Genomic DNA, 24712 nt, shown 5'->3' on the forward strand with positions numbered 1-24712 from the left:
AACGTGACTTTCTTCGAGGTGAGCTCATGAATTTTCTCTCTGTTCGACCATCTGATAGTGATCTTATTTCCAGCGATCTGCATGAATTGCTGGAATCGATCAGCACGAAAAGAAAAATGGAAAAACACACGTATTTGTTTCGAGAAGGAATGGATGCAGAAGAGCTTTATCTGATTCAATCAGGACTCATTGAAATCGGCAAGCTGACATCTGATGGAAAAGACCTGACGCTTAGAATCTGCCAAAAGCATGATATCGTCGGAGAATTAACACTTTTCACTGAAGAACCAAGGTATATGCTCAGTGCAAAAGTGCTAGAGGATGGCGAGGTGCTCGTCATTAATAAAAATAAGCTGGAAAAAGAATTAATCCAAAACGGCGCTTTGACATTTGAGTTCATGAAATGGATGAGCACGCACCTCCGGAAGATTCAGTCCAAAATCAGGGATCTGCTTCTTCATGGCAAAAAGGGGGCGCTCTATTCTACCCTTATCCGCTTATCAAACAGCTACGGAGTGGAGCGAAGCGACGGCATTCTGATTAACATTGTCCTGACAAATCAGGATTTGGCAAAGTTTTGTGCGGCTGCACGGGAAAGCATCAACCGTATGCTGGGAGATCTTCGCAAAAAAGGGGTTATTTCGATAGACGAATCCGGAAAAATTATTTTACACAAGCGGGACTATTTACGATGTGAGATTGAGTGTGAAAATTGCCCGCTGGAGATTTGCAATATTGACTGAAAAAAACAAGGACAGCGGTGTCCTTGTTTTTTTACCTTGTCATAAAGAGGCACATGACGGCAAAAAAGAAGCAGGCATTCACGATTTCCAGAATGCCAATCGTTTTTACGGGCCAATCTCTTCCATGAAAAAACCATGCCCGCAAGCTGCTCGGGATAAAAGCGAGAAACGCCCATCCTGCTCCGAAAAGAGCGGATAAAAAGGGGAGCAGCAGGTGATATCCCCATGACCAGTATGCAAATGTCCTGTTTTTTCTTTCACGAATCACCGATTTCACATAAAAGGAACTCCCGATAAAAAATAAAGCAGACTGCAAGAAAATAAACCAAGCCCAGCCGTCGAGGGTTCCCATCCCCAGCCAGCAGCTCGCAAACCCGCCCGAACAAAAGAACAAGACACCTGCAACATCATTCAATAGGGCTCGTTCGTTTTTTCTGCGGGCAAAATACATATGTATGAGAAACAGCGGCAGTAAAGAAACGCCCACCCAGATGAGAGGCGGCTTATGAAAGACCGAGAACATCAAAAAGCAGCAGGCGGGAAATCCGTAATAACACATCCACTTTTGATATTGTTTGCTTTGTTTCTTTTTTAAGGCAAGCGTAACGGGATAAACCGCTAAGTATAGGAAAAGCCAGCCTAGGAAGAGCGGAATATGCCAAATAACGGGGCCTCCCTTGACCATGCCGAGTAAAAATGGGATCAGCAGCATCGCCCACGCGCCGTGCTGCTTCGGAATCAGCGCCTTCATCGAAATCCTCCTTTTTTCTTTCATTATAAATGCAGTCACCCTCCTGATAAGTGACATTCATCATACAGGCTGTGAAATACATCACTGCTGTACAGGCTCAGTCGAGCTACACTAAAGCTATCCTTAGCACAGGAGGTTTTCCTATGAATCAGTGTGACTATTTATTATTTCTGAAACAACTTCCTATGTTTAATGAAGTGCCTCTATCCATTGTCGAAACCTTGCTGAAAAACGGCACGTTTATCCGCGGCTCATGTGATCAGTCTCCATCTTTTCTTCATTCTCAATCTGTCTATATTGTATTAAAAGGCAGTGTCCGTTTCGTGGACAGCAGGCTCCCTGAAGGGTCGAAAACCGTTGCGCTGTGGGAAAAAGGCGATGTGTTTCCGATTGATGAAAAAGGCGGGCTTTATTTATCGCCCTTTATCTCAGTCAATGCCACTTCAGACATTCTGATTCTCAACATCCCATATTACATATTTAAGAAAATGATGTCTTTTCATCCGCAGCTGCAAATGAACTTTTTGGCTATGCTTCAGCAAAATGTTTTTTGTTCCTATCAATTATTTTTGCGGTATCTGCATACATCACAGGATGAAAACGCTGAGCCCGGTTCTTAAATAGAGCCGGTTTTTTTGTCTTTGAATGAAAGGCGGCTAATGACCCAAGCGTCCTGCCTGAACGCAGCCTTCCTTCTCCTTTGTGTGAACATTTTGTGAAAAAAGCAGAGTGTGTGACATAGTTCACAAGGAAACACGCTGTCTCTGTTTATAGTGAACTTAGCATCACCTGACTCGGAAGGAGTGAACTCTCATGAAGAAAAAGAAAATGAGTCCGTTGTTTAGGAGATTGAATTATTTCTCTCCTATCGAACACCATTCAAATAAACATAGCCAAACTACCCGCGAGGATCGCGATTGGGAGAATGTATACAGAAACAGATGGCAGTACGACAAAGTCGTTCGCTCCACCCACGGCGTTAACTGTACAGGGTCTTGCAGCTGGAATATTTATGTAAAAAACGGAATTGTCACGTGGGAAGGGCAAAATTTGAATTATCCATCAACAGGACCGGATATGCCTGATTTTGAACCGAGAGGCTGCCCGCGGGGGGCCAGTTTTTCATGGTATATCTACAGCCCGCTGCGTGTGAAATATCCATACGTGCGCGGTGTACTGATTAATTTATGGCGGGAGGCACTGCAAGAACATCAAAATCCATTGGAAGCCTGGAAATCGATCGTCGAAAACCCTGAAAAAGCGAAGTCCTATAAACAGGCGAGAGGGAAAGGCGGTTTTGTGCGCGCTGAATGGCCGGAGGTGCTGAAGCTGATTTCAGCCTCTCTGCTGTATACAGTGATGAAATATGGGCCTGACCGAAACGTCGGTTTTTCTCCGATTCCGGCCATGTCCATGATCAGCCATGCATCAGGCTCCCGGTTTATGTCGTTAATCGGAGGCCCTATGCTCAGTTTTTATGACTGGTATGCGGATCTTCCACCAGCATCCCCGCAAATTTGGGGTGACCAGACGGACGTTCCGGAAAGCAGTGATTGGTACAATTCCGGCTATATCATCACATGGGGCTCCAACGTTCCGTTAACGAGAACGCCTGACGCGCATTTTTTGGCGGAGGCCCGCTATAAAGGCGCTAAGGTCATTTCGATCAGTCCGGATTTTGCGGAATCCTCAAAGTTCGCGGATGACTGGCTGAGTATTCGCCAAGGGACTGACGGGGCACTTGCGATGGCGATGGGTCATGTCATTCTGCAGGAATTTTACGTGAACCAAGAAACTGAACGTTTTATTGAGTACGCGAAGCAATACACTGATTTTCCATTTCTCGTCACCCTGTCAAAAGAAAATGGCGTATACACAGCGGGACGGTTTCTGCATGCGAAGGACATCGGGCGGCAGACAAAGCATGATCAGTGGAAGCCTGCGGTTTGGGATGAACAAACAAGTTCATTTGCCATACCCCAAGGGACAATGGGATCGCGCTGGGACGGGCAGCAGAAATGGAACCTGCACATGATTGATGAAGAAACCGGGGAACCGATTGAACCCCGTCTCTCTGTGCTGGGAATAGAGGACGAAATCGGCACGGTGCGCATCCCGTATTTTTCAAATGACGGAAACAAAGTGCTCGAGCGGGATCTTCCTATTAAAAAAATGAACCTGAACGGTGAAGAAACGTACATCACGACCGTGTTTGACTTGATACTGGCTAACTACGGCGTGAACCGGGGCATCGGCGAACGATCGGCTGTCTCCTATGATGATCCTGAGCCGTTTACGCCTGCCTGGCAGGAACAAATGACAGGAATCAAAAAAGAAGCTGTCGTTAAGATTGCCAGAGAGTTTGCCCAAAATGCGATCGATACAGACGGCCGATCCATGATTATCGTAGGGGCCGGCATTAACCACTGGTTCAACTCCGACACGATCTACCGAGCGGTGTTAAATCTTGTTTTACTTGTAGGCGCCCAAGGCGTAAACGGCGGAGGCTGGGCCCATTACGTGGGGCAGGAAAAGCTCCGACCTGCTGAAGGGTGGCAGACCATTGCAACTGCAAAGGACTGGGAAGGCGTGCCCAAGCTGCAAAACGGCACCTCATTTTTCTACTTTGCGACAGATCAGTGGCGTTATGAGGACCAGCCGATCAGTGATTTGGCATCGCCGATTGCTGCGTCATCCCGCTACAAGCACCACGCTGATTACAATGTGCTGGCCGCGCGGCTGGGGTGGCTTCCGTCTTACCCGACTTTCAATCAAAATGGCATCGATCTGTATAAAGAAGCTGAAAAAGCAGGGGCAGAAACACCTGAAGACGTTGGTGCGTACGTGGCCTCACAGCTCCAAGAGAAAAAACTGAAATTCGCGATTGAAGATCCTGATAATGAAGTGAATTTCCCAAGAAATCTCTTCGTATGGCGGGCAAATCTGATCTCGAGCTCAGGAAAAGGGCATGAATATTTTCTCAAGCATTTGTTAGGGACGACAAACGGCTTGATGAATGACGACAGCGACAGCATCCGCCCTGAAGAAATCAAATGGCGGGAGCAGGCGCCGGAAGGAAAGCTCGACTTGTTAATCAATCTTGACTTCCGAATGGCCGGTACGGCGCTGTATTCCGATATCGTGCTGCCGGCGGCGACATGGTATGAAAAACACGATCTCAGCAGCACAGATATGCATCCGTTCATTCATCCATTTGCTCCTGCGATCTCGGCTCCGTGGGAATCGAAGTCAGACTGGGATATTTTCAAGGCGCTGTCAAAAGCCGTTTCCGATCTGGCAGAAGAAGTCGATATGGAGCCCGTGAAAGAAGTGGTTGCGACGCCGCTCCTCCATGACACCATGCAGGAATTGGCCCAGCCATTCGGCAAAATCAATGACTGGAGCAAAGGCGAATGTGAAGCCATTCCGGGAAAAACGATGCCGAACATCCAAGTCGTTGAACGGGATTACAAACACATTTTTCATAAAATGACTGCACTTGGTCCGAACGTTGCTTTAAAGCCGAGCGGAACAAAAGGGATGAGCTGGTCAATAGCCGATGAATATGAATCACTCAAACAGAGATTGGGAGAAATCACCTCGGACAGTGTCGCAAAGGGATGTCCAAATATAAGTGAAGCAAAGCAGGCAGCAGAAGCGATTTTAACCCTATCATCCACTTCGAATGGAAAGGTCGCCGTCAAAGCATGGGAATCACTTGAAAACATCACGAACCTGAAGCTGAAAGACCTGGCGGAAGAACGCGAGGAAGAATGCTTTACGTTCGAACAAATTACAGCCCAGCCGAAAACGGTGATCACGTCTCCAGCGTTTTCCGGCTCTGAAAAAGGAGGGCGCAGGTATTCGCCGTTTACAACGAATGTTGAAAAATTAATTCCGTGGCGGACGCTGACAGGCAGACAATCCTATTATGTCGATCATGAACTGATGATGGAATTCGGTGAAACGATGGCGACATTCAAACCGATCCTCCAGCATCGCCCGTTTCTGAGCAAGCGGCCTGATCAAGAGGGAAAAGAAATCGTCCTCAATTATTTGACGCCGCATAATAAATGGTCTGTCCACAGCATGTATTTTGATTCTCTGCCAATGCTGACGCTGTTCCGCGGCGGGCCAACCGTGTGGATGAATAAAGATGATGCAGAGGACACGGATATCAAAGACAACGATTGGATTGAATGCTTTAACCGAAATGGTGTTGTCGTCGCGAGAGCCGTTTTGTCTCATCGGATTCCTAAAGGAATGGCGTTTATGCACCATGCCCAGGACCGCCACATCAACGTGCCAGGAACAAAGCTGACGAATAACCGCGGAGGCACCCATAACAGCCCGACAAGGATTCACGTCAAGCCGACACAGATGATCGGTGGCTACGCCCAGCTCAGCTACGGCTTTAACTATTACGGTCCAACGGGGAATCAGCGCGACCTGAACGTCGTCATCCGCAAGCTGAAGGAGGTCGATTGGCTTGAAGATTAAAGCGCAAATCGGTATGGTCATGAACTTGGATAAATGCATCGGCTGCCACACGTGCAGCGTCACCTGCAAAAACACGTGGACAAACCGTTCCGGTGCGGAATATATGTACTTCAATAATGTAGAAACAAAGCCGGGCATCGGCTACCCGAAGCAATGGGAGGACCAGGACAAATATAAAGGCGGCTGGACATTGAAAAAAGGAAAGCTCGAGCTGAAATCGGGCTCGAAAACCAATCGGCTTGCAGGCCTTTTCTATAATCCGAATCAGCCGTCGATTGATGATTACTATGAGCCCTGGAACTATGATTATGAAACATTAACGAATAGCCCGCAGAAAAAACACCAGCCGGTAGCACGCCCGAAATCGTCCTTGACGGGGGATTTTATGAATATCGAATGGGGACCGAACTGGGAGGATGATCTCGCGGGCGGCCACATAACGGGACTTGAAGATCCCAACGTACAAAAGATGGAGGAATCGATCAAAACAGAATTCGATGAGGTCTTTATGATGTATTTGCCCCGTATTTGCGAGCACTGCATCAACCCGGCGTGCGTATCATCCTGTCCATCCGGCGCCATGTACAAACGCGAGGAGGACGGCATTGTGCTTGTGGATCAAAACGCATGCCGTTCATGGAGATATTGCGTATCATCCTGTCCTTATAAAAAAGTCTATTTTAACTGGCAAACGAACAAAGCGGAAAAATGCACACTCTGCTTTCCGCGTTTGGAGGCGGGACTGCCGACCATCTGCTCTGAGACGTGTGTTGGCAGAATCCGCTACCTCGGCGTCATGCTGTATGACGCGGACAAAGTGGAGGAAGCGGCATCTGTTGAAAATGAAAAGGATCTCTACCATTCACAATTGGACGTTTTTCTTGACCCAAATGATCCTGAGGTTGCCAAGCTGGCAAAAGAACAAGGCATTCCGTCTGATTGGATAGAGGCTGCGCAGCAATCGCCGATCTATAAAATGATCATTGACTGGAAGATTGCGCTGCCGCTTCATCCAGAGTACCGCACGCTGCCAATGGTGTGGTACATTCCGCCGCTCAGTCCGATTATGAATCTCTTTGAAGGAAAAGGCAGCCGGCAATCCGCAGAAGATATTTTTCCGGCTATCGACCAAATGAGAATCCCGATAGATTATTTGGCGCAGCTGTTAACAGCCGGTGATACGGATCATATTCGGTCAACGTTAAAGAAAATGTCTGTCATGCGCCAGTATATGAGAGCGATCCAGACGAATAAATCAATCGACCCGGAACTGATCTCCAGTGTCGGCTTAACAGAACAGCAAATTGAAGATATGTATCGGCTGCTTGCGATTGCCAAATATGATGACCGCTTTGTGATACCGAGCAGTCATCGAGAAGAAGTTTCAGATTTATATGCTGAACAAGGGAGCTGCGGCTTATCATTTTCAGGCGGCCCCGGCTCCTGTTTCTAACTTTTGATAAATGAGGTGTAACAAGATGAACACCACAGACCGGCAAATTACGTTCTCCGCTCTTTCCTCTCTTCTCTCTTATCCGGATGAAGAGTGGAGAGCCGAGATTCCCGAATGGAAGGCTCTTATCCATGAAATCGGCAACGGGCAAATCCGGAAGAAGCTGCTGCACTTTTTCGAGGCGTCAGCCAGCTTTTCACCGGAAGCGCTGATTGAACACTATGTCTATACATTCGACTTTGGGAAAAAAACAAATATGTATGTCACCTACTTTAACTCGGGCGAGCAAAGGGAACGCGGCATTGAATTGCTGCATTTAAAAAACGCATACGAACAATCCGGTTTTCTGCCGACAGAGAAAGAGCTGCCTGATTATCTGCCGCTGATGCTGGAATTTGCTGCGGCTGCAGAAATTGAAGCAGCGAGAAGCGTGTTTGAGAAATATCTGTCCAATGTGAGGGAGCTGGCATCCCGTCTCGAAAAAAATGACAGTATATACGCTGAACTGCTGCACGTGCTGCTGGCCGCGCTTGAAAACATCGGCGTACGTGAAAGCGTTGAAGGGGCTGTTCAGGCATGAGCGGGCAGATCCTCTGGGGTATTATGCCATACATTGTATTGACGATCTTTATCGGCGGCCATATTTACCGCTACCAGCATGACCAATTTGGCTGGACGGCGAAATCAAGCGAGCTGTTAGAAAAGAAAAAACTTGCGGCGGGCAGCACACTTTTTCACTGGGGACTGCTGTGCGTTGTCGGCGGGCATGTCATGGGGATTCTGATCCCGGAAGGCGTGTATGCTTCCCTTGGCATTTCAGAGCATATGTATCACAAAATGGCGATTGGCGCTGGCTTGCCGGCGGGCATTGCGGCATGTACCGGACTTGTCATCCTGACGTACAGAAGGCTGTTTGACAAAAGAATCCGCAAAACGAGCTCGCCATCCGATATCCTTACGCTCCTCCTGCTGCTGTTCATGATGCTGTCAGGCGTTGCGGCCACGTTTCTCAACATTGATTCGAAAGGCTTCGATTACCGGACCACAGTCGGGCCCTGGTTCAGGGAAATCGTTTTGTTCAGGCCTGATGCCTCTTTGATGGAGAGTGTCCCGCTATGGTTTAAGTTTCATATTGTGATAGGATACGTCGTTTTTATCCTGTGGCCGTTTACGAGATTGGTTCATGTGTTCAGTCTGCCGCTCAAGTATCTGACCCGCAGCTACGTTGTATATCGGAAACGCTCGTGAAAATCCCCCTTGCAAGAGGGGGTTTTTTCTGCCAAGGTAATGGCTGGGCGGCCGGGAATCCTGTTGTGTTTGTATTTGGAAATAACATCAAGGATTTTATTCATTTTAAACCGGCGGAACAGCAGATTATGACTCAGCCTGACTAACTCCTTATATCTTTCTGATCAATTTCCCGTTTTATATATTTTCTCTCATCAGAATGGGTATCAAATTCACTCTATCCACCGTATTTGCAGTCACAGCGCCGCCTCTTTTTCGGCGCTTGCCGGAGTGCTCAGCGGGTTCGGCCTGCCACCCATGTTGTAGCATCAGGCTTCACTCGGCGTTGCCAATAGTCTTGCTTTATTTCTGCAGAAACGATGCGGATGAATTCCTTGACAGTTAGTTTTCACTAAACCTCTCCTCTTTTGGCAGAGAGGTTTTTTACTTACAAGGTTTATCGATTAGAAAAAAGAGGTAATACAGAGGTAATTGAATCAGATTGGAGAGAATCAGGATGCTGAAAAGGAGACTGGAATTTTTCTTTTTATATATGATGCTCATCGGGGCATATGTCATTTGGTTTTTTCCGGTTTCCAGACTTGAGTTTTACGGAGGATTGCTTTGCTATATAAGCATTATTTTGTTCAGCATCTATTCATTAATTCTTGAAAACCGCACCTCGCAGCACACGCTGCTATGGATCCATATTCTTGTCTTTTTTCCAATCGCCGGCTACGTGTTTTATCTGTTTTCGGGACAGCTTTATGTAAAGGGAAAGCTGTTTAAGACAAAACGAATGTACAACAGGGAAAAGCTCAGGAAGCTGTTTGACAAGGAGGAAACGCCCGAAGTGACAGGGCTGAAGGACAATCAAGAGAGGTTCTTTACCTATTCCATCAGGGCTGCCCATATGAATATCAATACGAAAAGCAACATCAAAGTGCTGAAAAACGGCGAAGAAACCTTCCCGGACATTTTCAAAGCAATGAGAAAAGCGGAATCTTACATACATATTGAATACTACATGTTTAAATCAGACATGCTCGGACGCGGCATGATGGATATTATGATGGAGAAAGCGCGCCAGGGTGTCGAGGTGAGGTTTTTATACGATGCGGCAGGAAGCATGAAGCTGGCAAGAAGAGATATTATGAGAATGAAACAAGCGGGGGTGGACATCGTCCCGTTTTCTCCGCTGAAATACGGGTTTTTCAACCAGAAGCTGAATTTCAGAAATCACCGGAAAATCGTGATCATCGATGGGAAAACCGGTTTTGTGGGCGGATTAAATGTTGGGAAGGAATATATCAGCAGAGATCCGTACATCGGATTTTGGAGAGATACACACCTGCGGCTTGAGGGGGAAATTGTGCAAACGCTCCACGCTATCTTTATGCTGGATTGGGAATACGTCTCCAATGAAGTGCTAATTGATCAAGAGGAGTACAATACCCCGGTTCCTGTGGAAGGAGGAGGCATTTATCAAATTGTCGCGACAGGCCCTGACATGAAGGAAAGCATGAGCGACCTTTATTATGAAATGATTTCTTCAGCGCAGAAATCAATATGGATCGCCACGCCCTATTTTGTCCCCAATGAATCCATTCGCACGGCGCTAAAAGCAGCGGCGACAAAGGGGGTAGAGGTAAGGGTTATGGTGCCGGAGAAGAACGACAGCTTTTTGACCCAATACGCGTCGAGGTCCTATTTCCCGGAGCTGCTTCTTGAGGGCATTGAAGTGTACTCCTACCAAAAAGGCTTCATGCATCAAAAAGTCATGATCATTGATGGTGATCTCGCCTCCGTCGGCACCGCGAATATGGACATGCGCAGCTTTCAGCTCAACTTTGAAGTGAATGTGTTCTTCACGGATGCCGAAGCGATCCGAACCCTTGAGATCCATTTTGAAGAGGATATGCAGGAAAGTGAAAAGCTCAGCCCTGTCGGCTTTTATAAAAGAGGCGTGGCTGACCGGACAAAAGAGTCATTTGCCCGCCTGTTTTCAGGTGTTCTGTAAGAAAAAAGAAATCTGATCTTTCAAAACAGCCCGTGTATAGTATAATTGAGAAATATTATCAGTTATTTATACATTGGGGGAAGATAGGGTGCTGCGGCAATTTTTTTCATATTATAAACCATATAAAACGTTGTTCTTTCTCGACTTTTTCTCAGCAATCGCGGGAGGTTTAATGGAGCTGAGTTTTCCTTTGATCGTCAATTATTTTATTGATACCTTGCTGCCGGGCAGGGACTGGGGGCTGATCATCGCGACCTCAATCGGGTTATTTGCGGTGTACGCGCTCAGCTCGGCTCTTCAGTATATCGTGACCTACTGGGGACACATGCTTGGTATCAATATTGAGACTGATATGAGAAAGTCACTTTTTGACCATTTGCAAAAGCTCTCGTTCAAATTTTACGACAACAACAAGACGGGAACGCTGATGTCGAAGCTCACGAACGATTTAATGTATATCGGTGAAGTCGCCCATCACGGACCGGAAGACTTATTCATTGCGGTCATGACCATTCTCGGGGCGTTCGGAGTGATGCTGTTTATTAACTGGCAGCTTGCTTTATTAACGTTTATCATTATGCCGATCGTCATTTGGCTAGCGCTTTATTTCAACAAAAAAATGACCAAAGCATTTACCACGCTGAACAAGGATATCGGAGACTTCAGCGCGCGTGTAGAAAATAACATCGGCGGCATCCGGCTTGTGCAGGCGTTCGGAAATGAAGCGTTTGAAAAAGAACGCTTCGCCGTCAACAACCAGCGTTTCCGTGCAACAAAGCTTTCTTCCTACAAAATCATGGCGAAAAACGGGTCAATCAGCTATATGCTGACACGGTTTGTCACGCTGTTTGTTCTTTTGTGCGGGACGTGGTTTGTCATTCGCGGCTCCTTATCGTACGGGGAATTCGTGGCGTTTGTGCTCCTGACAAATGTGCTGTTCAGGCCTATTGACAAAATTAATGCCATTATCGAAATGTATCCGAGGGGGATCGCGGGTTTCAAAAGCTATATGGAGCTCATGGAGACAGAGCCGGACATTCAGGATTCACCTGATGCGAGAGATGTTTCCGGCCTGAAGGGCAATATCCGCTATAAACATGTTTCGTTTGGCTATGATGGCCATCACAATGTCCTCAATGACATCAACCTATCCATTCAAGCGGGGGAAACGGTGGCGTTCGTCGGTCCGTCAGGTGCGGGGAAATCAACGCTTTGCAGTCTGCTTCCGCGTTTTTATGAAGCATCGGAGGGCTACATTACGATTGACGGGATCAGTATAAAAGACATGACGCTTTCTTCGTTGCGCGGGCAGATTGGCGTCGTGCAGCAGGACGTTTTCTTATTCTCGGGCACGCTTAGAGAAAATATCGCCTACGGCCGACTAGGCGCATCAGAAGAAGACATTTGGCAAGCTGTGAAGCAGGCGCATCTGGAAGAGCTCGTCCATAACATGCCCGATGGGTTGGATACTATGATTGGCGAACGCGGCGTGAAGCTTTCCGGCGGGCAAAAACAGCGTCTGTCAATTGCAAGGATGTTCTTGAAAAATCCGTCGATCTTGATTCTCGACGAAGCCACCTCAGCCCTTGATACAGAGACGGAAGCGGCGATCCAAAAGGCGCTTCAAGAGTTGTCTGAGGGGCGCACGACGCTTGTCATCGCCCACAGGCTGGCGACTATCAAAGACGCGGACAGAATTGTAGTTGTCACAAACAACGGTATTGAAGAACAAGGCCGTCATCAAGACCTGATCGAAGCCGGAGGCCTATACAGCAGGCTGCATCAAGCGCAATTCGGGCAAATTGTGCAGCGATAGGAGGAGAACATGGAAAGAAAAACTGTGCTGTACATTGCTGTTTCATTGGATGGGATGATCGCAAAAGAAGATGGAAGCATCGATTGGCTGGATGAATTTGAAGGTGAAGGTGACAACGGCTACAGTGATTTTTATCAGACTGTTGATACAGTCATTCTAGGGCGGGGCACATATGAGCACGTTAAAGTGCTAACACCGGTTTTCCCATATCAGGATAAAACCTGCTATGTTTTTACAGGATCGCCCGACAGTTATCAAGATGAACATGTGACGTTTATCAATGAGGGAGCCAGAGCCTTCACTGCCCGTTTGAAACAGGAAAAAGGCTCAAACATCTGGATAGCTGGCGGGGCAGAGCTTGTGAATGACTTTATGAAAGAAGATGCCATCGACGAATTCATCATCACTGTTATTCCCGTCGTTTTAGGAAGCGGCATCCCGCTGTTTCACGAACTAACAAATGAAACAAAACTGCGGTTAAAAGGGACAAAACAATTTGGACAAGCGGTTCAGCTCCATTATGTAAGAGCATAAGAAAAAGGATAGACAGATGTCTATCCTTTTTTGTATGTAAGTTAGAGCGCTTCTCTCTCAGCAGGCTCGATGAGATTTTGGAATTTTTCAATGAGCTGTGATGCTTTTGTTCCTTCAACTACGATCAGATATTCCTTTTCATTATGAGCCATGCGGAACGTTTCAAGCTCAATTAAGCTTTTGATTTTGCACATCGTTTTCTTTGAATAAATATAAACCTCGTGGCTTCCGGAATGGCACATTTTATAAAGATGAATCAAATTTCTTAAAGTAAAGGCCTGTGCGGCTACTTTCAGAGACTTGATATTTTTCATGATCTTTCTCCTCCATCGATTGTTGTCTTATATAGCCTAAGTTCCCAAAGCTGACAAGTCGTAAACCTATTTTTGCACATTTATGATTTCCATTGCAGCGCACCGCCCCCGATGCGTTTGACACCGCGGATGGAGCTTAATTCATCCATCAAGCGGAGAAGCGCCTTGTCTTTCTGCTTTGCTTCAATCATGAAATCAATATTCGTTCCCCATTGCCTAAAGCGTTCCAACAGCGGCAGCAAAAAGTTGGCGTCAACATAATCGGCATGGCTGCGTATCGCTTGCTCCGATTTTGGGGAAGACAAGTGAACCTTTGGCTGAAGGCCGATCCGCTCCCACGTTTTGATCATGCGGGGCAGTGCTACATTCAGGTCGGCGTGATCGTCTGGATTGGCGTAAAAATGATGAAAGTCAAAGACAAACGGAACATCCTCCTGCTCACAGACCTGAAGCGTTTCTTCCGTTGTATATGTTTTATCATCATTTTCAAGTGTCATCCGCTTTTTGATCTCCTGCGGCAGCTGTTTTATATTTTGATGAAATTGCGCAGTGGCGGTGTCTTTATTTCCGTAAGCGCCGCCAATATGAATGTTGATAACGGAGCGATCAGCAATGCCCATGGCTTCAAGCATGCGGTAGTGATACGCCATATCGGTTACCGCATTTTTTGTGAGGGATTCCTTCGGGCTCGTAAACAGAGTGAATTGATTTGGATGAAAGCTTGTTCGCAGTTGATGGGTTTTAACAAGCTCTCCAATCTCCCGAAACTCTTTTTGAAACGGTGTTACAAAATCCCACATCACGTCGGGATGCGTAGCCAGCGGCACAATCGAACTGGAAAAACGGTACAAAGGGATGCCGTGTCCGATGATATAGTGAAGGGTTCTCATCGTATTGCGCAAATTGGCTTTTGTCACAGTCAGAAGCGCTTCTTTTCTTTCAGTCTTTGAAAGCTTTGAATAACGCGCGAATGTCAATGTTTTAGCGGGAGACGCATCCCAAAGGCTCATCGCATTTGAAACGAACCCGAATCTGAAAATCATAGGAACTCTCCTTTATAAGAAATAAGATAATGCCCTGCCGAGCCATTCCGCCGGGCGCTGCCTGAATGTGCGCTTGCTGAAATCCTCCATCGTCAGCCGCTCCGACTTTTTCATATCCTCCTCAATCGTGGCATAGACTTCACTTGTAAACGCTTCGTCATCAATTTCGACATTCACCTCTTCATTTAAAAACAGGCTTCGTTTATCGAAGTTGGCTGTTCCGATAATGCTGAGATCGTCGTCTATGATGAGGGCTTTTACATGATAAAACCCTTGATAATAACGATAAATAAGACAGCCGGCATCCAAGAGCTCCGAATAATACGTAAAAGCAGCTTCTCGTACCAGCGGATGGTCTGATTTCATCGGTACAATGATTCTCACGGATACGCCGTTTTTTCTTGCGTTAATAAGGGCCTCTTGAAGCGGTTTTGATGGAATGTAATAAGGCGTGCAAACCGTAAGGCGATTCTTCGCTTGGGCAATATTGGCCAAGTATTTGTTTTCAAGGGAATAACCGTCGGTCGCATATATCTTGTGAGAAATAGTCCCTTGCTGAAGCTTTGGCCAAACATCCGAACCCAGTTGGATTCCGGTATTTCGTTTTAGATCAGAAGCAAAAAGCGTTTGAAGATCATGTACGCCTTCTCCCATCATGCGCAGATGATAATCCTCCCAATTGCCGAACTTCGCCTTCTTTCCAAGATATTCTTCGGCGATGTTAAACCCGCCGATATAACCGATTTTTCCGTCTATCACCGTAATCTTCCGGTGATTCCGTTTTTGCATGTGAAAAAAGAAAAAAGGAAAACGGGGACGATTCATCACATGGACATGGACGCCGGCATTTTTCATCGTCTGCAGCGCCGTTTTTTTAATTGCCCGGCAGCCAGCCCAATCCAGAAGCAAATAAACGGAGACGCCAGCTTGGGCTTTTGTTTTCAGCAAGGTATACATATTGTGGCTGACCTCATCATTTTTCATAATAAAAAACATCATGTGAACAGAAGAGGCGGCCTGGCGAATATCATTCATCATCCGCTCAACGAGATCAGCGCCGCAGTGGATCAATTCGATGTCACTCTTCTTTTTTGAAAAAACAGGCTCGTACGCCTTTTTTCTGTATCCGGCACGGCCCATGAAGATATCAAGCAGAATCAAGGCAAAGAAAATAACGACAATGATCATAATCACGATAAATACCTTCATACCGGCACTCCTTTCCGTAGTAAAGGTAGTGTGCCCGAACAGCAGGAATTTAATTATTGACTGAACACTCATTCATTATTTATCATAAAGATAATCTTATACAGATTCGGGGGTAGGGGATCGCGGTCTTTATCAGTAAAAAGGGGGAATTGGAATGAGCGGCTTTCTCATCGCAAATGCATTATTATTTCTGATTGTAACCGCTTACGCTGTCTATTTGTTTGTGTACTTGGTCAAAACAAGACTGGCCTACATCAAGCTCGGCCAGAAAGAACAATTTGATCAACGGTTCAAGGAACGGCTTCACGCCATATGGGCGAATGTATTCGGACAGAAAAAACTGCTCAAGGACAAGAAAAGCGGAATCATTCACGTCATGTTTTTCTACGGATTTATATTGGTTCAGTTCGGAGCAATTGACTTTATCATCAAAGGACTGGCTCCCGGCCGAAATCTGCCGCTTGGCCCTGTCTATCCCGCCTTCACCTTTTTTCAGGAAATTGTTACGTTTCTCATTTTAATTGCTGTTGGGTGGGCATTCTACAGACGTTATATCGAAAAGCTCGTGAGGCTGAAACGCGGTTTCAAAGCCGGACTCGTTCTCATTTTTATCGGAGGATTAATGCTGACCGTTCTGCTTGGGAACGGGATGAATCTGATTTGGCATGAGCATGGGCTTTCTTGGAGCGAGCCAATTGCCTCAGGTATTGCGTTTATGCTTAGCGGTGTCGGGAAAACAGGCGCGGCGGTGATTTTCTATATCGCTTGGTGGATCCATCTTCTGTTCTTGCTTAGCTTTTTAGTGTACGTGCCTCAGTCGAAGCATGCCCATTTAATCGCCGGCCCGGCAAACGTCTTTTTCAATCGAATGGAATCTGCCGGAAAACTTGAAAAAATTGATTTTACCGACGAAACGAAAGAAAGCTACGGAGCGGGAAAAATTGAGGATTTCAGACAGTCTCAGCTGCTTGATCTATATGCGTGTGTCGAGTGCGGCCGCTGTACCAATATGTGTCCTGCAACAGGCACCGGAAAAATGCTTTCTCCGATGGACTTGATTTTGCGTCTCAGAGACCATCTCACGGAAAAAGGCGCTGCCGTCACCTCGCGCTCCCCATGGGTGCCCGCAGCAGCGTTTCGGCATACGAGAGGCAATCAGCTGGCTGCGGCGTCAGCGGGCAGCGGATCGCAGGAAGCCGCAGCGGCGCTTGATTACAATCCAAGCTTGATCGGCGACGTCATCACAGAGGAAGAAATTTGGGCATGCACCACTTGCCGGAACTGTGAGGATCAATGCCCGGTCATGAATGAGCACGTGGATAAAATCATCGATCTCCGCCGCTACCTCGTACTGACAGAAGGAAAAATGGACAGTGACGCCCAGCGCGCAATGACAAGTATTGAGCGGCAGGGGAATCCGTGGGGACTCAACCGCAAGGAACGTGAAAATTGGCGTGACGAGGCGCCGGATGCTGAGATTCCGACTGTAAAAGAAATGAAAAAAGAAGGAAAAGAATTTGAGTACCTTTTCTGGGTAGGCTCCATGGGGTCTTACGACAACAGAAGCCAGAAAATCGCAATTTCCTTTGCCAAGCTGCTCAATCACGCGGGCGTGTCCTTCGCGATCCTCGGCAATAAAGAAAAAAATTCAGGAGACACGCCGCGCCGCCTCGGAAATGAATTTTTGTTCCAAGAGCTGGCTGAGAAGAATATTTCTGAATTTGAAAAAAATGATGTCAAAAAAATCGTTACGATCGATCCCCATGCATACAATTTATTTAAAAACGAATATCCGGATTTCGGATTTGAAGGCGAGGTTTATCATCATACAGAAGTGCTGGCCGAGCTTGTGAAAAACGGAAAATTAAGACCGCAGCACCCGCTTCATGAGACGATTACCTTCCATGATTCGTGCTATTTGGGCCGGTACAATGAAGTTTATGATCCGCCGAGAGAGATTTTGAAAGCCATTCCGGGCGTGCAGCTTGTTGAAATGGAGAGAAACCGGGAAACCGGCATGTGCTGCGGAGCCGGCGGGGGATTAATGTGGATGGAGGAAGAAACAGGCAACAGGATTAACGTCGCCAGGACAGAGCAAGCGCTCGCAGTCAATCCATCGGTGATCAGTTCTGGCTGTCCGTATTGTCTCACAATGCTTGGGGACGGCACAAAGGCGAAGGAAGCCGAAGACCAAGTCAAAACGTACGACGTCGTCGAGCTTCTGGCTCAATCCGTTTTAGGCGCTGATCTGAAAATGGGGGAGAAGCAATGAATTTTTCATTATCAGAAGAACATGAGATGATACGAAAATTGGTGCGCGATTTTGCGAAGCATGAGGTGGCCCCGACAGCGGCAGAACGAGACGAACAAGAACGCTTCGATCGCGAGTTGTTTCGGGAAATGGCAAATCTGGGGCTGACGGGAATTCCGTGGCCTGAAGATTACGGCGGAATCGGAAGTGACTATTTAGCCTATGTCATCGCGGTGGAGGAGCTGTCAAAAGTGTGCGCCTCCACCGGTGTGACGCTTTCCGCCCATATCTCTCTTTGCAGCTGGCCGCTGTTTGCCTTTGGGACAGAGGAACAGAAGACAGAGTACTTAACACAGCTGGCCCTCGGAGAGAAAATCGGCGCATTCGCTTTGACCGAAGCAGGGTCTGGCTCTGACGCCGGCAGCATGAAAACAACTGCTGAACGAATCGGCGATGACTATGTGTTAAATGGTTCCAAAGTGTTTATCACAAACGGCGGCGTTGCTGATATTTACATTGTTTTTGCCGTCACCGATCCCGAGAAAAAGAAAAAAGGCATTACCGCTTTTATAGTAGAAAAGGATTTTGAAGGATTTTTTACAGGCAAGAAAGAAAAGAAGCTGGGCATTCGTTCTTCACCGACAACGGAAATCATGTTCGAAGATTGTGTAGTGCCCGCATCAAAGCGTCTCGGAGAAGAAGGAGAAGGCTTCAAAATCGCGATGAAGACGCTTGACGGAGGCAGAAACGGCATAGCTGCACAAGCTGTAGGCATCGCCCAAGGAGCGCTTGATGCGGCGCTTCAATATGCAAAAGAGCGAAAGCAATTCGGAAAATCGATCGCCGAGCAGCAGGGCATCGCTTTTAAACTCGCGGATATGGCGACAATGATAGAAGCTTCAAGGCTACTGACCTATCAGGCTGCATGGTTAGAATCATCGGGCCTTCCATATGGAAAAGCTTCCGCCATGTCCAAACTGATGGCTGGGGATACGGCGATGAAGGTAACGACCGAAGCCGTGCAGATTTTCGGCGGCTACGGTTATACAAAAGATTATCCGGTAGAACGCTATATGCGTGATGCAAAAATCACGCAAATCTATGAAGGCACTCAAGAAATTCAAAGACTGGTCATCTCCAGAATGCTCGCGGATTAACGGAAAACATCTCTCAGTCGGATCACTCTTGTAAAATTATTTAAATTAACGCTGTTAAGGGTAGCATATTCTGTTTTATTTTGTTTATAATGAGAGGTATGGTTTGTATAAGAACGATACAAAATCGCTTTCATTATTGATAAAACAGATACATATAAGTAATAGAAAGGGAGTGTCCGACCTTGGGTATCAAACAATATTCACAGGAAGAGCTAAAGGAAATGGCTTTAGTTGAAATCGCTCACGAATTATTTGAAGAACATAAAAAACCAGTTCCTTTTCAGGAGCTTTTAAATGAAATCGCATCTTTGCTCGGCGTGAAAAAAGAAGAGCTTGGAGACCGCATCGCTCAATTTTATACAGATTTAAACATTGACGGCCGCTTCCTGGCGCTTTCTGACCAGACGTGGGGGCTTCGCAGCTGGTATCCGTATGATCAGCTTGATGAAGAAACTCAGCCGACAGTCAAGGCGAAAAAGAAAAAAGCGAAGAAAGCAGTCGAAGAAGATCTTGATCTTGACGAGTTTGAAGAGATCGACGAAGACGACCTTGATTTGGATGAAGTTGAGGAAGAACTCGATCTTGAAGCCGACGATTTTGACGATGAAGATCTTGATGAAGACGACGATGATCTTGAGATCGAAGAAGATATTATTGATGAAGATGATGAAGACTATGATGATGAAGAAGAGGAAATTAAATAGTATCAGATTTCATCTTCAAAACGATCTTGACTTTCATAGTCGAACTATGTAGTATGTATTTTGGGCTCTTCAAAAACGAAGAGAGAACATAGTACGTTATGCTCCCTTTCAAGAAATTGAAAGGGAGCTTTCTTATTTTCACCCCTCATTTTTCTTATAAATCATTTAAAAGGCTAAATGATTTTTTATAAAATAGTACATTTTAAAAATGTAGCTAAGAGCGAAGAGAGGAGCAAACGAAATGACGAAATATATTTTTGTAACCGGGGGAGTTGTATCCTCACTTGGAAAGGGTATTGTAGCAGCTTCATTAGGGCGTTTGCTGAAAAACCGCGGACTGAACGTGACGATTCAGAAATTCGATCCATACATCAACGTTGACCCGGGAACAATGAGCCCGTACCAGCACGGTGAAGTATTCGTAACGGATGACGGCGCTGAAACAGACTTGGACCTTGGTCACTATGAGCGTTTTATCGACATTAACCTGAATAAATTCAGCAACGTGACAACAGGTAAAATCTATTCAACAGTTCTTAAAAAAGAACGCCGCGGAGATTACCTTGGCGGAACCGTACAGGTCATTCCGCACATCACAAACGAATTGAAAGACCGTGTTTACCGCGCAGGGAAAGAAACAAACGCAGATGTTGTCATTACAGAAATCGGCGGTACTGTCGGAGACATCGAATCACTGCCATTCCTTGAAGCGATCCGCCAAATGAAGAGCGATATCGGCCGTGAAAACGTAATGTACATCCACTGTACGCTCGTACCTTACATTAAAGCTGCTGGTGAATTAAAAACAAAACCGACACAGCACAGCGTAAAAGAATTACGCAGCTTGGGCATTCAGCCAAACATCATCGTCGTTCGTACAGAAATGCCGATTTCTCAAGATATGAAAGATAAAATCGCGCTTTTCTGCGACATCGATACAAAAGCGGTTATTGAATGTGAAGATGCGGACAACCTTTACTCCATTCCGCTGGAGCTTCAAAAACAAGGGCTTGATAAGCTTGTTTGCGAGCACATGAAATTGGCATGCAAAGAAGCGGAAATGTCCGAATGGAAAGAGCTTGTTAACAAAGTCAGCAACCTGTCTCAAACGATTACAATCGGCCTTGTCGGCAAATACGTTGAGCTTCCTGACGCATACATTTCTGTTGTCGAGTCTCTCCGCCATGCGGGCTATGCGTTTGACGCAGATGTAAAAGTGAAATGGATCAACGCGGAAGAAGTGACAGAAAACAATATCGCAGAACTCACAAGCGGAACAGACGGCATCATTGTGCCGGGCGGATTCGGAGACCGCGGTGTTGAAGGTAAAATCGTCGCGACAAAATACGCGCGCGAAAACAACATTCCGTTCTTGGGCATTTGCTTGGGCATGCAGGTGGCATCTATTGAATACGCACGAAACGTATTGGGCTTAAAAGGCGCTCACTCAGCGGAAATTGATCCGTCAACTCAATACCCGATCATTGATCTTCTTCCTGAACAAAAGGATGTGGAGGATCTCGGGGGAACGCTTCGTCTCGGCCTTTACCCTTGTAAGCTTGAAGAAGGCACGAAAGCCTTTGAAGTGTATCAGGATGAAGTGGTGTACGAGCGCCACCGCCACCGCTATGAGTTTAACAATGAATTCAGACAGCAAATGGAAGAGCAAGGCTTCGTATTCTCAGGCACAAGCCCTGATGGACGCCTTGTTGAAATCATCGAGCTGAAAGACCACCCTTGGTTCGTAGCTTCTCAGTTCCACCCAGAGTTCAAGTCAAGACCGACAAGACCTCAGCCTCTATTCAAAGGCTTTATCGGAGCGTCTGTCGAAGCTGCAAATCAGAAGTAATAAAAAAGACTTGCCGTTTGTCAAAAGCGGGCAAGTCTTTTTTATTTGTTTCCGGCAAGTTCCAGCATGTACAATAAGATATTATGCATACTCTTGCAGAATTTCTTTTAGTGTAAACGATAAAGCGTGATAGACATACAGTGCTGTCATTAAAGAGGGAAATCCGTAACGGGTGCCGTCTTCATCGGGAACAAGCGGCATTTTTAATTTAGAATCAATATGCACATCACAATACTGTTCTATTCCCGCACTGTCTTTGGCTGCGGGCGATACGCATACGACTCCCGCACCTTTTTCATAAAGCTCTTTTGCGAGCGCCTGTTCTTCGGCTGTGCCCGTCCCTGAACAAAACATCAGCACCCTGTCGCTTTCTGTCACTTCCTCAGCGCTTTCTGGAAAGGCTTTGACAGATGGGAAGGGTTCTTTGCTTTCAGTGGCCTCAAAAAAGACGCCCTGCAGCTCATTTGCTCCGTATAAATAAATGGAATGCCCGCTGATCACCGCTTGAGCAAGCAGCCGCGCCCCATCTTCAATCGCGTCAGATTCCTTATCCTGAATGCGGGAAAAAATACCTGTTAACTGCGTCGTGAATATTTTCAACATAAGTGAATCCTCCTTTATAACGTACAATATCAGTATACAACAAAAGAGAAAATGCTCAGAAAATGTCGTAAAGTAGACTATTATAATTAAAGGAAATAGGAAAATCAAACAGAATACATACAATACTGCTTACTTTTGACGAAAATCATAATATTGGGGTGTAAAATGATGAATGAAAAAATTTTAATCGTTGATGATCAATACGGCATTCGTATTTTGCTAAATGAAGTGTTCAATAAAGAAGGCTACCAGACGTTTCAGGCTGCGAACGGCCTGCAGGCGCTTGACATTGTGACAAAAGAACGGCCCGACCTTGTGCTTTTGGACATGAAAATTCCCGGCATGGACGGAATCGAAATCTTAAAACGGATGAAGGTCATTGACGAAAACATCCGGGTCATTATCATGACGGCATACGGAGAGCTCGACATGATCCAGGAATCGAAGGAATTGGGCGCTCTGACGCACTTTGCCAAGCCGTTTGACATCGACGAAATCAGAGACGCCGTCAAAAAATATCTGCCCCTGAAGTCTAACTGACAAAAAGAAGAAACAAATGAATCATGTCATTATGTTGCCGATTTGTCGAAAAGTTGGTATCCTAGTTATGGAGAAAAAGCGATCTGAGTATTTACATATGACAGCAATATATGGGTCATGCTAGGGTGGAAAGCTTTTTTCGCTAGAAGACAATCAGGCTACATAAGGAGGACATTCGACATGCCTTTAGTTTCTATGACGGAAATGTTGAATACAGCTAAAGAAAAAGGGTACGCTGTAGGACAATTTAACTTAAACAACCTTGAGTTTACTCAAGCGATTTTACAAGCAGCTGAAGAAGAAAAATCTCCAGTGATCCTTGGTGTTTCCGAAGGTGCGGGACGCTACATGGGCGGCTTCAAAACAGTCGTTGCTATGGTAAAAGCACTTATGGAAGAGTACAAAGTGACAGTTCCTGTTGCGATTCACTTAGACCATGGTTCAAGCTTTGAATCTTGTGCGAAAGCGATTCATGCAGGTTTCACATCTGTAATGATCGACGCTTCTCACCATCCATTTGAAGAAAACGTAGCAACAACTGCTAAAGTTGTTGAGCTTGCTCATTTCCACGGAGTATCTGTAGAAGCTGAGCTTGGAACAGTAGGCGGACAAGAAGATGACGTTATCGCTGAAGGCGTAATCTACGCTGATCCTAAAGAGTGCCAAGAGCTTGTTGAGCGCACTGGCATCGACTGCCTTGCACCTGCATTAGGTTCTGTTCACGGCCCTTACAAAGGTGAGCCAAACCTTGGCTTCAAAGAAATGGAAGAGATCGGAAAATCAACTGGTCTTCCGCTAGTTCTTCACGGCGGTACTGGAATTCCGACTGCTGACATCAAAAAATCAATTTCACTTGGTACAGCTAAAATCAACGTGAATACTGAAAACCAAATTTCTTCTGCAAAAGCTGTTCGCGAAACATTGGCAGCTAAGCCTGACGAGTACGATCCACGTAAATACCTTGGACCAGCTCGTGAAGCGATCAAAGAAACAGTTATCGGTAAAATGCGTGAATTTGGTTCTTCAAACCAAGCTTAATTCAATTGGAACTTTTTATAGCCGCCTGACAGCTTGACAGGCGGTTTTCCGTCTATCTTTAGAAAGCGCAATCATATTCACAGTTCAGAAAATTTCTTAATCAGGGAGGCTTTTTGAAAATGTTATTCTTTGTTGATACAGCCAATATCGATGAAATTAGAGAAGCGAATGAATTAGGAATTCTCGCCGGTGTAACGACGAATCCTAGTTTAGTAGCAAAGGAAGCTAACGTATCATTCCACGACCGTCTTCGCGAGATCACAGACGTCGTGAAAGGGTCTGTAAGCGCAGAGGTTATTTCTTTGAAAGCTGAGGAAATGATCGAGGAAGGAAAAGAACTGGCGAAGATCGCTCCGAACATTACGGTGAAAATTCCAATGACGTCTGACGGTTTAAAAGCGGTAAGAGCACTTACTGACTTAGGCATCAAAACAAACGTTACATTGATCTTCAATGCCAACCAGGCGCTTCTTGCTGCCAGAGCGGGGGCAACATATGTATCTCCATTCCTGGGACGTTTAGATGACATCGGCCACAACGGGCTTGACTTGATTTCAGAAGTTAAACAGATTTTTGACATTCACGGCCTTGACACGCAAATCATTGCAGCGTCAATCCGCCATCCGCAGCACGTGACAGAAGCTGCTCTTAGAGGGGCTCATATCGGCACAATGCCGCTGAAAGTCATTCATGCGCTCACGAAGCACCCATTAACAGACAAAGGAATCGAACAATTCCTGGCAGACTGGAACAAATAATGAAAGGGGCGGCAAACAGCTTTATGCCTGTTTGCCGCGGCCTTTGTATTTCACCGACCTGATACAGCGGATCTTCAGATGCTGACGCCGCTTTACAGAGAAGGAATCATTGGGCTGCAGAAGCTGATATCGGAATGAAGGGTATGCGTACTGCTTTTGCCGGATGACGACGATGTCTCTCGAGCCGGCGGGTCTCTGTGAT

Annotated in this window: 21 protein-coding genes and 1 pseudogene; 17 read left to right on the forward strand and 5 right to left on the reverse strand. The window is 46.2% G+C overall.

The window, feature by feature from the left end; all coding sequences use genetic code 11:
- Positions 1–26 precede the first annotated feature (26 nt).
- A complete protein-coding gene (gene fnr, locus NYE22_RS01805; RefSeq protein ID WP_014481215.1) occupies positions 27–743 on the forward strand; it encodes a fumarate/nitrate reduction transcriptional regulator Fnr in 717 nt (238 codons plus the stop codon).
- A 31-nt stretch (positions 744–774) separates the two neighbouring features.
- Here fnr and NYE22_RS01810 read toward each other — a convergent pair whose 3' ends face one another.
- Positions 775–1494, reverse strand: coding sequence for a YwiC-like family protein (locus NYE22_RS01810; RefSeq protein WP_342412256.1), 720 nt, complete (start codon positions 1492–1494; stop codon positions 775–777).
- A gap of 143 nt (positions 1495–1637) precedes the next feature.
- Between NYE22_RS01810 and arfM the strand changes: the two genes are divergently transcribed.
- The 9 genes and pseudogenes from arfM to NYE22_RS01855 all read left to right on the forward strand — a co-directional run bounded on the left by arfM (position 1638) and on the right by NYE22_RS01855 (position 13044).
- On the forward strand, positions 1638–2114 hold the full coding sequence (arfM, locus tag NYE22_RS01815) for a Crp/Fnr family transcriptional regulator ArfM (RefSeq protein ID WP_342412257.1): 477 nt from the start codon (positions 1638–1640) through the stop codon (positions 2112–2114).
- A gap of 193 nt (positions 2115–2307) precedes the next feature.
- A complete protein-coding gene (locus NYE22_RS01820; protein WP_049140950.1) occupies positions 2308–5994 on the forward strand; it encodes a nitrate reductase subunit alpha in 3687 nt (1228 codons plus the stop codon).
- A complete protein-coding gene (narH, locus tag NYE22_RS01825) occupies positions 5984–7447 on the forward strand; it encodes a nitrate reductase subunit beta (protein ID WP_032727059.1) in 1464 nt (487 codons plus the stop codon). The genes NYE22_RS01820 and narH overlap by 11 nt, the downstream gene beginning before the upstream one ends.
- A gap of 25 nt (positions 7448–7472) precedes the next feature.
- A complete protein-coding gene (gene narJ / locus NYE22_RS01830; RefSeq protein WP_342412258.1) occupies positions 7473–8027 on the forward strand; it encodes a nitrate reductase molybdenum cofactor assembly chaperone in 555 nt (184 codons plus the stop codon).
- A complete protein-coding gene (gene narI, locus NYE22_RS01835; protein ID WP_003242665.1) occupies positions 8024–8695 on the forward strand; it encodes a respiratory nitrate reductase subunit gamma in 672 nt (223 codons plus the stop codon). Before narJ ends, narI begins: the two co-directional genes overlap by 4 nt.
- Before the next feature lie 157 nt (positions 8696–8852).
- A pseudogene (locus NYE22_RS01840) lies at positions 8853–9061 on the forward strand (YitT family protein); the annotation flags it as partial.
- A 130-nt stretch (positions 9062–9191) separates the two neighbouring features.
- Entirely contained in the window at positions 9192–10694 is a 1503-nt protein-coding gene (gene cls, locus NYE22_RS01845; protein ID WP_021480827.1) for a cardiolipin synthase, read from the forward strand.
- A gap of 88 nt (positions 10695–10782) precedes the next feature.
- A complete protein-coding gene (locus NYE22_RS01850; protein ID WP_087614766.1) occupies positions 10783–12510 on the forward strand; it encodes an ABC transporter ATP-binding protein in 1728 nt (575 codons plus the stop codon).
- A gap of 9 nt (positions 12511–12519) precedes the next feature.
- Complete coding sequence (locus NYE22_RS01855) at positions 12520–13044, forward strand: dihydrofolate reductase family protein (protein ID WP_014481206.1); 525 nt, start codon at positions 12520–12522, stop codon at positions 13042–13044.
- A 41-nt stretch (positions 13045–13085) separates the two neighbouring features.
- Here NYE22_RS01855 and NYE22_RS01860 read toward each other — a convergent pair whose 3' ends face one another.
- The 3 genes from NYE22_RS01860 to cls (NYE22_RS01870) all read right to left on the reverse strand — a co-directional run bounded on the left by NYE22_RS01860 (position 13086) and on the right by cls (NYE22_RS01870) (position 15610).
- Positions 13086–13358: a hypothetical protein gene (locus tag NYE22_RS01860; protein WP_003227597.1), complete on the reverse strand. Its 273-nt coding sequence runs from the start codon at positions 13356–13358 to the stop codon at positions 13086–13088.
- A gap of 80 nt (positions 13359–13438) precedes the next feature.
- Positions 13439–14401, reverse strand: a complete 963-nt coding sequence (gene uvsE, locus NYE22_RS01865; RefSeq protein WP_032727054.1) for a UV DNA damage repair endonuclease UvsE — start codon at positions 14399–14401, stop codon at positions 13439–13441.
- A gap of 12 nt (positions 14402–14413) precedes the next feature.
- Positions 14414–15610, reverse strand: coding sequence for a cardiolipin synthase (gene cls, locus NYE22_RS01870; protein ID WP_049140954.1), 1197 nt, complete (start codon positions 15608–15610; stop codon positions 14414–14416).
- Between the two features lie 154 nt (positions 15611–15764).
- Between cls (NYE22_RS01870) and NYE22_RS01875 the strand changes: the two genes are divergently transcribed.
- From NYE22_RS01875 to pyrG, 4 genes are all read left to right on the forward strand, one after another.
- Positions 15765–17882, forward strand: a complete 2118-nt coding sequence (locus NYE22_RS01875) for a heterodisulfide reductase-related iron-sulfur binding cluster (RefSeq protein WP_128740803.1) — start codon at positions 15765–15767, stop codon at positions 17880–17882.
- The gene (gene acdA, locus NYE22_RS01880; RefSeq protein WP_014478272.1) at positions 17879–19018 is read left to right on the forward strand and encodes an acyl-CoA dehydrogenase AcdA; all 1140 of its coding nucleotides are present in this window, start codon (positions 17879–17881) and stop codon (positions 19016–19018) included. The genes NYE22_RS01875 and acdA overlap by 4 nt, the downstream gene beginning before the upstream one ends.
- A gap of 182 nt (positions 19019–19200) precedes the next feature.
- Positions 19201–19722 (forward strand): DNA-directed RNA polymerase subunit delta, encoded by a 522-nt coding sequence (rpoE, locus tag NYE22_RS01885; RefSeq protein WP_003227609.1) that lies wholly within the window; start codon positions 19201–19203, stop codon positions 19720–19722.
- Between the two features lie 241 nt (positions 19723–19963).
- On the forward strand, positions 19964–21571 hold the full coding sequence (pyrG, locus tag NYE22_RS01890) for a CTP synthase (glutamine hydrolyzing) (protein ID WP_021480821.1): 1608 nt from the start codon (positions 19964–19966) through the stop codon (positions 21569–21571).
- An 81-nt stretch (positions 21572–21652) separates the two neighbouring features.
- Here pyrG and NYE22_RS01895 read toward each other — a convergent pair whose 3' ends face one another.
- Entirely contained in the window at positions 21653–22174 is a 522-nt protein-coding gene (locus NYE22_RS01895; RefSeq protein WP_014481199.1) for a DUF2529 domain-containing protein, read from the reverse strand.
- Between the two features lie 165 nt (positions 22175–22339).
- Between NYE22_RS01895 and spo0F the strand changes: the two genes are divergently transcribed.
- From spo0F to fsa, 3 genes are all read left to right on the forward strand, one after another.
- Entirely contained in the window at positions 22340–22714 is a 375-nt protein-coding gene (gene spo0F, locus NYE22_RS01900) for a sporulation initiation phosphotransferase Spo0F (RefSeq protein WP_003227621.1), read from the forward strand.
- Positions 22715–22894: 180 nt separating this feature from the next.
- The gene (locus NYE22_RS01905; RefSeq protein ID WP_003243339.1) at positions 22895–23752 is read left to right on the forward strand and encodes a class II fructose-bisphosphate aldolase; all 858 of its coding nucleotides are present in this window, start codon (positions 22895–22897) and stop codon (positions 23750–23752) included.
- A gap of 119 nt (positions 23753–23871) precedes the next feature.
- Positions 23872–24510, forward strand: coding sequence for a fructose-6-phosphate aldolase (gene fsa, locus NYE22_RS01910; protein WP_003227626.1), 639 nt, complete (start codon positions 23872–23874; stop codon positions 24508–24510).
- Positions 24511–24712: the final 202 nt, after the last annotated feature.

The sequence above is a fragment of the Bacillus sp. FSL K6-1560 genome (assembly GCF_038592935.1).
GTDB classification, from domain to species: Bacteria; Bacillota; Bacilli; order Bacillales; family Bacillaceae; genus Bacillus; species Bacillus subtilis.